The organism is Pseudoalteromonas sp. SR41-8 (assembly GCF_014163915.1).
GTDB classification, from domain to species: Bacteria; Pseudomonadota; Gammaproteobacteria; order Enterobacterales; family Alteromonadaceae; genus Pseudoalteromonas; species Pseudoalteromonas rhizosphaerae.
In genome coordinates, this window is sequence record NZ_JACJEE010000005.1 from 71,338 (window position 1) to 81,951 (window position 10,614).

General features: G+C 41.5%; 7 protein-coding genes. 1 reads left to right on the forward strand and 6 read right to left on the reverse strand.

Features of this window, described 5'->3' with window-relative positions; translation table 11 throughout:
- Positions 1 to 2 precede the first annotated feature (2 nt).
- The 5 genes from H5162_RS05210 to H5162_RS05230 all read right to left on the reverse strand — a co-directional run bounded on the left by H5162_RS05210 (position 3) and on the right by H5162_RS05230 (position 6,363).
- On the reverse strand, positions 3 to 1,589 hold the full coding sequence (locus H5162_RS05210; protein WP_182718009.1) for a sodium:solute symporter: 1,587 nt from the start codon (positions 1,587 to 1,589) through the stop codon (positions 3 to 5).
- Positions 1,590 to 1,705: 116 nt separating this feature from the next.
- Entirely contained in the window at positions 1,706 to 2,470 is a 765-nt protein-coding gene (locus H5162_RS05215; protein ID WP_182735265.1) for a L,D-transpeptidase, read from the reverse strand.
- Positions 2,467 to 3,579 carry a dipeptide epimerase gene (locus H5162_RS05220; RefSeq protein WP_182777880.1) on the reverse strand — a complete coding sequence of 371 codons (1,113 nt, stop codon included), beginning with the start codon at positions 3,577 to 3,579 and terminating at the stop codon, positions 2,467 to 2,469. The genes H5162_RS05215 and H5162_RS05220 overlap by 4 nt, the downstream gene beginning before the upstream one ends.
- Positions 3,580 to 3,589: 10 nt before the next feature.
- Positions 3,590 to 4,972, reverse strand: coding sequence for an NlpC/P60 family protein (locus H5162_RS05225; RefSeq protein ID WP_182777882.1), 1,383 nt, complete (start codon positions 4,970 to 4,972; stop codon positions 3,590 to 3,592).
- Positions 4,973 to 5,025: 53 nt separating this feature from the next.
- Positions 5,026 to 6,363 carry a hypothetical protein gene (locus tag H5162_RS05230; protein ID WP_182731155.1) on the reverse strand — a complete coding sequence of 446 codons (1,338 nt, stop codon included), beginning with the start codon at positions 6,361 to 6,363 and terminating at the stop codon, positions 5,026 to 5,028.
- A gap of 148 nt (positions 6,364 to 6,511) precedes the next feature.
- Here H5162_RS05230 and H5162_RS05235 point away from each other — a divergent pair, with 148 nt between their 5' ends.
- On the forward strand, positions 6,512 to 8,527 hold the full coding sequence (locus H5162_RS05235) for a TonB-dependent receptor (RefSeq protein WP_182777884.1): 2,016 nt from the start codon (positions 6,512 to 6,514) through the stop codon (positions 8,525 to 8,527).
- A gap of 158 nt (positions 8,528 to 8,685) precedes the next feature.
- On the opposite strand, the gene H5162_RS05240 is transcribed toward H5162_RS05235, so the two are convergent.
- Complete coding sequence (locus H5162_RS05240; RefSeq protein WP_182777887.1) at positions 8,686 to 10,053, reverse strand: alkaline phosphatase PhoX; 1,368 nt, start codon at positions 10,051 to 10,053, stop codon at positions 8,686 to 8,688.
- Between the last annotated feature and the right edge of the window lie 561 nt (positions 10,054 to 10,614).

The window sequence follows — 10,614 nt, forward strand, 5'->3', positions numbered from 1 at the left end:
GCCTATTGGGCTCCTACAGCTGACTGGCCGCGCTGGGCAAGTTGAGGTTTACCTAAACAACACACTAAAGTCGACAACGCAGTACCAATACATAACTGCCAAGTAAAGCCTAAATAGAAGCGATCTGCTGCCGGCAATAACCAATCAATGATGTATGGTTGCATGAATAAAGTGATCATAAAGCCGACAATTAACGCCGCCAATACTGAGCCTTCACTGCCACGTTTAGTAAATAGTGTTGTAAAATACACGCCCAGTAAACCACTGTACGAAAACACCATGACACTCAGCGCAAACTTAAGAAGCGGCATATCACTGTATTGCTGCCAGAAATAACAAACTATGGCCATTAATGCTAATGATAGGCTCACAACCGCCATGCCAATACGCCCGGCTTTAACAAAATGGTTATCGGCAACTTGCTTATTTTTAGCTGCTAAATAAGGTCGATATAAATCTTGTACAATGACTGACGACATCGAGCTTAAACCGGAGTTTAATGTTGAAATGGCCGCGGCAATGATACCGACGCTAACTAAACCTTTAACACCAGCAGGGGCCTCATTAAGTACGTAGTACATAAAAATAGTGATTTTTTCACCATTAAACTCTTGTACGACTTGCGCACCGTCACTGTTCATTAATGCTGGCTGCTGATAAACGATATAAAGTAATAAACCAATAAAGATAAATACCAACATCACGGGAATAACCATCACGATAGAAAGTAGTAATGCTTTACTGCCTTCTTTGTCACTCTTACACGTCAGTAGACGCTGTGTCATATCTTGATCTAGACCAAAGGCGGCAATGTTAAGTAATACAAAGCCGGTTAATACCGACGCCATATTGAACACCCCACTTGGGCCAAAATCTAAATCAAATTTGAAAATTGCCAGCTTTGAATCAGCACCTGGGGTTGGCTCATTTAAGGTTGCTAAAATAGTTGAAAAATCAGCGGGGATCAGTACCAACAAACACCAGATAACGGCAATCGCAGCACTGACATATACGACACTTTGCAGCACATCAGAATAAATTACACTGCGAATACCACCAAATACGGTATACAACAAACCCGCAAGTGCTAATAGCAAAGTCGCTATAATCACACTTTCTGCGGCTATATTACCGTATAAAATCATCGCTACTGCAATCGCGGCCATATATAGACGTGCGCCACTGGCAAACACTCGGCCAAATAAATACATTAAGCCGCTGCGGCGTTTAGCTTTTGGCCCTATGCGCTTTTCAAGCAGTTCATAAACGGTGTACACTTTTTGTTGATAAAACTTAGGGATCAGAAAAATAGAAACAATAAATGCAGCTATGAATGCGCCAATGTTCGTCGCTAAATACGATAAATCACCTTGATAACCCTGATCAGGTCCACCAATAAAAGTGGCAGCAGACTGTGAAGTAGCTAATACCGAAATAGCCACCATCCAGGTCGGCATACTATTACCGCCTAAAAAGAAGTCTTTACTTGAGTTGGCGCGCTTACGGTTAAACCACCAACCACTGAGTAATAAAATTGCTCCGTAGCTTGCGAATACGAGCCAATCTAGCAAGGTGTATTGTGCACTCATTTATTATCCCAATTTCAAACCAATCAATGGAATATATTATTCCATTAAATTAATAAAAAGAAAACAATTTTATTATTTACTTTGTAAAGCCACGCGATCGCGTGGCTGTACACGTATTATTTAATCGCTGGTAACTTCCAAAGCAATTTTTTTTGTTGATATTGTTCGCTAGGTAAGCTCACTAACAATGGTTTTTTCTGTTCATCTAACCAAGCTAACAAGGTATCCATATTCTGCTCAGTCATTGCAGTACAACCGGCAGTTGGTTTATTTTCTGCGCGCCATAAATGCATAAAGATACAACTGCCTGCACCATCAACATTTTGACTATTGTGCTTAACCACTAAGCCTTTTTTGTAAAGGTTATCTTGGCTGTAAATATCACGGCGCATCCACTCTGACGAGTCTTTGACAGCAGCCTCTCCTACCACTGACTTATTAACTAGCTGGTTATAAAATGGCGAACCTTTGACATCAACACAATAGTCGTCAGCAGTCATGCCTTGGTAGGTCATATTGGTTTTTAATGAATCTAAATAACCAAACGCGGTGCCGAGTTCAAAAATACCAGCGGGAGCTTTACCATCGCCTTCTTGTTTTTGTTCGCCCGCTTGAGCTGGGTGTAAACCAATACCCCACGCAAGACCGGTGCGCCCAAGTACCACACTGTGACCTTGGCCTTGTTGTTGCCATTGTCCTGCAACACGCTCAAATCGATACAATTGTGCGGCAATGGCTTGCCAATCATCTGCAACCACCACCACTAACTGTTGGCTTTGCTGTGGGATAACTGCAGCACTTGCAGCTGCTGATGTACTTGCACTATTTGCACAGCCGCTGAGGGCTGCTGTGGTGATTAATGTTATTATTATTTTTTTCATAACGGCCAAATTCCATCGTTTATCGGTTGTAATGTGTCGATACTTTTAATCCCCAAGCCAGGACCATCACTTAACGTGATCGCTGGGCCATTAAATTCCACACCGCCTTGCACCGGATCATATTGGCCAAGCGCTGGACCGTCTAAGTCTATTTTACTGATCTGCTGGGCTTTTGCAGACGCTAAATGCGCCGCACCTGCAACGGCAATACTGCCTTCTAACATGCAACCGATCATACAATCAGCTTGATACTGTTCAGTAATATTGGCAATTTCAATAGCACGACTTAAGCCACCCGTTTTCATGACTTTGATATTGATAATATCAACAGCATTTTGCTCTAATAATTGAATTACTTGCTTGGGCGAAAAGGCACTTTCGTCAGCCATGATCGGCGTATTTACCCGCTCAGTAATATACTTTAAACCTTTAAAATCATCACTTTTCACTGGCTGTTCAACAAGTTCTAATTCAACATTGTGGCTTTCTAATTGCTGTAAAGCAAACACCGTTTGTTTAGCATTCCAGCCCTGATTTACATCCAAACGAATTTGCGTTTGCTGGCCAAAACCTTGATAAATCGCTTTCACTCGTTCGATATCTTGCTGTAAATCATTGCCAATTTTTACTTTTAAAATATCAAAACCTTGCGCTACAGCCACAGCACAATCACTGAGCATTTTATCAATATTATCAACGCTAATAGTGATATCTGTTCGTAATGTTTGACTACCACCGCCGAGCAATTTATACAGCGGCGCTTGATATAATTTACCCCACAAGTCATAAACAGCCAGCTCGAGTGCGGCTTTAGCGCTGTAATTTGCCACCACACTTGATTGGATCACTTGGCAAATTTGATTGAGGTTTTCGATTTCCATACCAATTAGTTTTGGCGCTATAAATTGTTTAATAACGCTAAGGATACTTTGGTGAGTATCGCCAGTTATTACTGGCGTAGACGCCGCAGCACCATAGCCAATTTCGCCTTTATCGGTTTCAATTAACACCACTAAGTCTTCAATATAGCTCACTTCACGCAGCGCTGTTTTGAACGGCGTAACTAATGGCACTTTAAGTTTGGCAAAACGTATCGCCGTAATCTTCATTTTTTAACTCCTAGCGAATACGCTTAATATTATAAGTACGGTCTAAATAGCTCTGAGTTTGCGATAAACGCAGTGGCAATAAAGGCGTTACCGATACCCCATTAAGTGAACTTGAATAAAAACTACCATCAGCCTTGTTATAACCCAACCCTTTAACATCATGGATCACATACGGTTGATCGTCTTGTTCACCTAAGTACATCATTACATGGCCTGGTATATAAATTAAATCGCCCACTTGCATGTTATTAACTACCGCTAATTTATCGCTTTCATTGCTGGTTTTATCAAAACGGTGATTTGTTCCATACTCTCCCTTCCCCTGCTGACCTGAATTACGCGGCATTAATAGACCAAATGATTTATATATTTCGCCAACAAAACCAGTGCAGTCACGGCCATTATAGTCGTGTCCCCAACCGTAGCGTTCGCCTAAAAATTTAAACCCTTGTTTTATTAAATGCTGTTGGGTGTAAGGTAAATACCCTAAATGCACATCACTGCTGCGACTGATCAAGGCAGGCTTAATAACTAACTGACCTTGTTCCCCGCGGGTTGGCAGTTGCACAACATAATTAGCGTAGGTGTTTTGGCCATTTAATAAATGAGGGGTTTTATCTGCCGGCATTAAAGGCAGACGAACGCCCATGTCCAATTGCACTTGCGATGTAGTGGTATCATTAGGCACGTAAGCGGTATTTACTTTTGCGCCAGTTATCAATAAAAAGTCATCGTTATTTTTAAATTCACGAAGTGTGCTTTTATTCGATATCGCAATATCAGCTTTGGGCGCCCATGCTAGATAGTTATAAGCGCGCACAAGTAACCATTTCTTATCGGCACTTTCATGCAATATAGCCACTGTGTCACCAGGGAATAATCCGCTTTCTTGAAAACGATCTAAGTCATTATCTAAGCCACTATTTAATACTCGGTCCGACGTTGGAAAAGTACGCAGGACTGAGCGCTTTACCACCATGGCATAACTAACTTGATTATTACCTGTCACAGCGTCTAAATTCAAATTGGCTAGATATTTTGCAAAATGCTTATTACTTAATGCCACGCCATTAGGGTAAAAACGCGGGCTTTTTGGTACCGCACTAATACTGAGTATATATGCCTTTAACTGCTCACGAGTTAGCTGAGAGGCAAAATCGAGTGGATCGACAATATGTTCATTGTCAGCAATCAATTGTTTATTAAATGCCGCGATTTGCGCTGCACTCATCAGAGTTTTATCTGTCACTTGGCTTAACCAGTGCTGCGGGGTTAATTGAGATTGAGTGACCCCGATGACATCTGATTGCCACGTGTTAGCCGCCGCAATGACGGGTGCCATGGTAATAATACTTGCTAATGAAATACTCAGGGCGATAAATGTATGTCGCATTCGTAGGTTCCCTATTATCAATTTGCTTGGTAAGTCGTGCTGTGTGCTACTTATTATTGCTTTTGCGGTATCAGTAACTGTTTAAATGCATGCGTAAAATTCGCCTGCATTTTTAAGCCAACCACGGCTAAATTTTTTTCACTTGCACCTGGCACACTATTTTGTGCCGCTAAGGTAAATTCGCGTCCACCTTGAATAAACGGTAAGTAAACATGAGCCAACATGACAGTTTCTGTGGTTGAGCGTGTTTCGCTTGGACCCCAACCTATTTTTTGCCAAACTCGCCATTGCCCCTGCGTTAACTCGTCTAAAATTTGTTTTGCTGGGCGAGTATCATCTGGAGCAAGCGCTTGCGCTAAAGAGTCAGTGATCATTTGACTGAGCCCTTGCATCATACCACCCACTTTAGCGGTTTTATCCGTATTGCCGGTGCCATTAAATAGCACATCAATGTCTTGTGCTTGTAGTAAAGGCTGCTGAGTTAAGGGCTCTCGAGTGTGGCTTGCTAAACGTTTTAACCACTCAGCTTGAGCCAAAGTTGTCATGGCTTTATTACCGGTTAAACCACAGCCATCACACCGGTAGTCTAAATAAGCAGGATCATCGGTATTAACAGTAAAATAAGCGATATTGCTAGCAATAACATCACTATCAGTACTTTGCCAACGAATCGTGCTAGGAGTAAAAATCTCTGTAGCATAAGCACCTTTAAACATAATGCGAGAATCATTAAGCTTTAGCCAATTATCTGCAAATAAATTACTTAAATAATCACGCCCAGCAACATTAATAAAGTAGCTCGCTATTGCATTAGAGTTTCCATCAGCGCTGCCAAAATGCTCGTAGCTATTAATACTAGTGATCAAATCAGCAACATTGCTATCACCTATTAGCGCATCTGCACCAAGCTCTGGGTTTATTTGCCGTACTTTTGCAATTGCACCGCTAAAAGCTTGAATTTTAGATGAACTCCATGGCTCATATAAATCATTCTGGGTACCATTTGCTAAATAACGATACGCCAGGTGGTTACCTTGCTGTTGGTAATCAATTACTAACAACTTACCCTGCGATGTCGGAATATCAAAATAGTGCCAATCTGCTGCTACGCGTTGCTGCCATCCTAACTGACTGTAATTAACCTGCGCCGCCGTTTTATAGTGCGATTGCGCAACACGATTACCAACTAAATGCGCCTGCATAGGAATATTTGTTAAATCAGCCGGTAAGACAGGCGCAGCCAACATCACCTGTTGATAGAACTTCTCATGTTGCTCTTGTAACGATGCAACAGTCTCTTGCTGTGGCTGACTCTGACAGCCAAAAAGCCCAGTTACTAAGCTCACACTGAAAACATTCAGCCCCGCTTTTTTCAGTTTCATTACAATCAAAATTAAATTCCTTATGATTTTTATTTTTGGAATATTTTATTGAAAATAACATATTTTCCACAGCAAGCAAATATTTGCATCCGATTAACATCGTAAAACGTAATTGTATTAAATATAAACATTTCGACCTATTTATAAGGAAATGATAATGCGCACTTTTTTAATTCTATCTGGTAGCTTGTTTTGCTCTACCAATGTACTTGCAAACATTGAAGAAATTACCATATACGGACACCGCACGGGACTTATTGGTGAGGCTATTAGTGCATCAAGTGGCGTAATTGGCCAAGGTGAAATAGAAAACCGTCCAATGTTACGTAGCGCAGAAATGCTAGAACTGATCCCAGGTATGGCCGTCACACAGCACAGTGGCTCAGGTAAAGCTAATCAATATTTTATTCGCGGTTTTAATCTCGATCATGGTACTGACTTTGCCACCAGCATTGATGGTATGCCAATTAATATGCGCAGCCATGGGCATGGTCAAGGCTACACCGACCTTAACTTTATTATTCCTGAAACAATTTCGACTATAGATTATCAAAAAGGGGCGTATGGCGCCGCTCAAGGTGACTTTTCGACCGCTGGCAGTGCTGAATTTAATCTAGCTGATAATCCAAAACATCAACAACTTGACTTTACAATTGGCAAAGACAATTACCAACGCGTGATGGCATTAGGCTCGATTGGAATTGCTAACGGGAAAATAATTATTGCCAGTGAGTGGCAAGGTTATGATGGCCCTTGGCAAGATATCAATGAAGATGTAGATAAAAAAAATGCCCTAGTACGCTATGTAGGTAAAGCATGGGATGGCGATTTATCTGTCACGGCAATGGCTTATGACAACAGCTGGAATTCCGCAGATCAAATTCCACAACGGGCTGTAGACCAAGGTATTATCAGTGCGCTAGGTTCACTCGATACGACCGTAGGCGGCAGCTCTAGTCGCTATAGTTTATCGGCAAACTGGCAAGACCAGCACATTAAAGCCAATGCCTATGTGATCAACTACGACATGGACTTGTTTTCTAACTTCTCTTACTTTTTAAATGATCCTATTCATGGCGATCAGTTCCAACAAGTCGATAGCCGGACAATTAGTGGTGGCGCACTGAGTTATCAATTTGCTGATACTCTTGCAGATATGCTAATCCAGCATACAGCTGGTGTGGAATATCGCCGCGATGATATTGATCAAGTTGGTTTATACAATACCAAGCAGCGCCAACGCTTAAGTACTGTGCGTGAAGATGCTGTAGACGAAGCCAGCTACTCAGCCTATTGGCAATCACAAGTAAATTTAAGCCAAGCACTCGAAGCAACATTTGGCGTGCGTTATGATTACTTTGACGCAGATGTTGATAGCAATAACAGTATTAATTCAGGCAGTGCAGATGATGATTTGGTTAGCTTTAAAGCCAGCTTAAATTACCTGTTTAATGACAACCTAGCCGGTTATGCCAACTGGGGGCAGTCGTATCATTCAAATGATGCGCGTGGAGCGACCATTAAACAAGATCCTGTGACACTTGAGTCTGCTGATAAGGTTGATTTACTGGTGCAAAGCAATGGCGCAGAGCTGGGTTTACGCTACTTTGATCAACAACGATTTAATTTATCAGCGGCATTATGGTGGCTAAGCTTAGATTCTGAATTATTATTTGTGGGTGATGCGGGTAACACTGAAGCCAGTGATGCATCAAAACGTTACGGTTTAGAGCTCAGTGCGTATTATTGGCTTAATGATGCCTTGAGTTTAGACGCCGAGGCCTCATTTACACATTCACGCTTAGATATCGATTCAAATGACGATCGAATTGAAGGCGCAGTGCCTGTGGTTGCCAGTACTGGCATTAATTGGCATATTACCCAGCAGTGGCAGTCTTCACTGCGCGTACGCCACATTGGCAAACGTATACTCAGTAGTGATGGCGATAAACGCTCAGAGCCGCTTACAGTCGTAAATGGTTTAGTAAGTTATCAACAAACGCATTGGAAAGTGGGCCTTGAGCTATTAAATATATTTGATAGTACGGATCACGATATTGACTACTTTTACACGTCACGCTTAGCTGGCGAACCTATTGAAGGCGTTGAAGATCATCACTTCCACCCGATTGAGCCGCGTACCCTGCGCCTAAACTTCAGCCTGTTATTTTAGTTTGGTTATTGTTACTAATAATTGAGCTAAACACTTTGCTGACCCGGTTTATACTTTAAGGTATGAAGCGGATCAGCAAGGCTGCATTTTAAATTAACTCACTTAGCACTACTAAATAGCCATAGTGCACTTGTATATAAGCATTAAATAATCACCAGTTAGCCTTTAAAACTCTGCCATGGTCCTGTGATCGCTAATGTTTTTGTTGGTGAATACACATTAACAAATAAGGTGTTGCCATCAGCAGAAAAACAAGCTCCCGCCAACTCGGTTTGCGCTGTTAAGCGGGCAAAATTATATACATCACCACTAGGTGTTACGCCACGTAAATGGTTATCAACCACGTCGGTATACTGATCTTCACAAACGATCAAGTGCCCGTTAGGTGCAACAGTGAGATTATCACCAAAGTTAAATAACGACTTATCTGTGCTTTCTACAAATAGTTGAACGTGTCCTGGAGCTAGATGCTCTTTATCTGTTCCTTCAAATGCTGATGGTTGATACTTCATCACTTGACCAAGCTGCTTTTGACCACCATTAGTGCAACAAAAATAAAGTTCTTTTTCACCCCAATGTATCCCTTCACCACGAGCGAAAAGTGCAGCGCCTTGTTTGTGACCGCGTATTCTTAAATCGTCTTTTGGACTTTCAGGTTGCGCCAAATCAACCCATTCAACGGCCATATTGTGTTGTAAAGGCATGACCCCTGTAACCCAATTACGAGTATCAAACTGTGGCTGTGCTTTAATCATCATAGCTTGAAGTTTACCGCCTTTACTCAACTTACCGTATTCATTAGGAATAAAACGATAAAATAAACTATCGCCTTTATCTTCTGTCAGATAAACAATACCGGTTGTTGGATCAACAGCAGCTGCTTCGTGGTTAAACCGCCCCATTGCCTTGAGAGGCTCAGGGTTTACTAGTCCTTTAGCGTTGGCTGGTATCTCAAAAATATAGCCGTGATCTTTATTAAAGCCATCCGCTTTAGTCAGAACAGTCTCTTCGCAAGTAAGCCAACTACCCCATGGGGTAATACCACCTGCACAATTGCGGATCGTGCCAGTGAGTGACAAATATTCTTGCTCTTTTTTACCGGTTTTTAAATTATAAATAATATGACTTGTGCCTCCTGGCAAAGCAACACCTTGCGCAGTAGTGTCATAAGCAAATGACGTTTTATGCGTTTGTAAGCTAAAATCTGCTTTTGCTAAATCAGTTGGTTTTAATTCATGGTTTCTGACTAATGCAACCCGCTCATCATCAAGGGCAATACAGCCCATACCATCGGCTTTATCTGGCACTGTAAAGCCATCATCCATTTTATCACCCAGTTTTGATAGAACTTGATAGCTAAACCCTGCTGGTAAATCGAGTAACTTGTTAGGATCAGTCACTAACGGACCATAGGCACTTAAATGCTCACTCACGTCAAGAAATGGTACTTTGCCAAAAGTACTACGAGAAAGCCCCATAAAAGCGAGTGTACCGGCACTAATAATAAATTGTCTTCTAGAGATCATCGTAAAACTCATAATGAGATAAAATAACAGGCATATAATAAATGAAATTATCCTATAAAAACGGCCTCCATAAAAAGTTCATACAATTGTCATATCTCAAAGCAAACCTCATTGACACTTGATCTATTAAATTTCAGGCATAAAAAAACCGACGCTCGTCGGTTATCTTCTATTAACTTTAATAGTAATAGAAAGTGGTGAGCGCAGGACGTATCTTCAAAGAGTGAACCTCTGACCGATCGGTTGGTGGTTTTATACTTTTAAGTATGAGGCAAATTTCAGACATAAAAAAACCGACTCTCGTCGGTTATCTTCTATTAACTTTAATAGTAATAGAAAGTGGTGGGCGCAGGACGTATCTTCAAAGAGTGAACCTCCGACCGCTCGGTTGGTGGTATCAACTTTAAAAAGCGCGGGATAAACCCGAGCCTACAGCAAATTTCAGGCATAAAAAAACCGACGCTCGTCGGTTATCTTCTATTAACTTTAATAGTAATAGAAAGTGGTGAGCGCAGGACGTATCTTCAAAGAGTGAACCTCTGACCGATCGGTTGGTGGTTT

Excerpts from the sequence above, each read along its gene's own strand:
- H5162_RS05210 (WP_182718009.1), bottom strand. The coding sequence starts at position 1,589 with ATGAGTGCACAATACACCTTGCTAGATTGGCTCGTATTCGCAAGCTAC.
- H5162_RS05240 (WP_182777887.1), bottom strand. The coding sequence starts at position 10,053 with ATGATCTCTAGAAGACAATTTATTATTAGTGCCGGTACACTCGCTTTT.
- H5162_RS05215 (WP_182735265.1), bottom strand. The coding sequence starts at position 2,470 with ATGAAAAAAATAATAATAACATTAATCACCACAGCAGCCCTCAGCGGC.
- H5162_RS05220 (WP_182777880.1), bottom strand. The coding sequence starts at position 3,579 with ATGAAGATTACGGCGATACGTTTTGCCAAACTTAAAGTGCCATTAGTT.
- H5162_RS05235 (WP_182777884.1), top strand. The coding sequence starts at position 6,512 with ATGCGCACTTTTTTAATTCTATCTGGTAGCTTGTTTTGCTCTACCAAT.
- H5162_RS05225 (WP_182777882.1), bottom strand. The coding sequence starts at position 4,972 with ATGCGACATACATTTATCGCCCTGAGTATTTCATTAGCAAGTATTATT.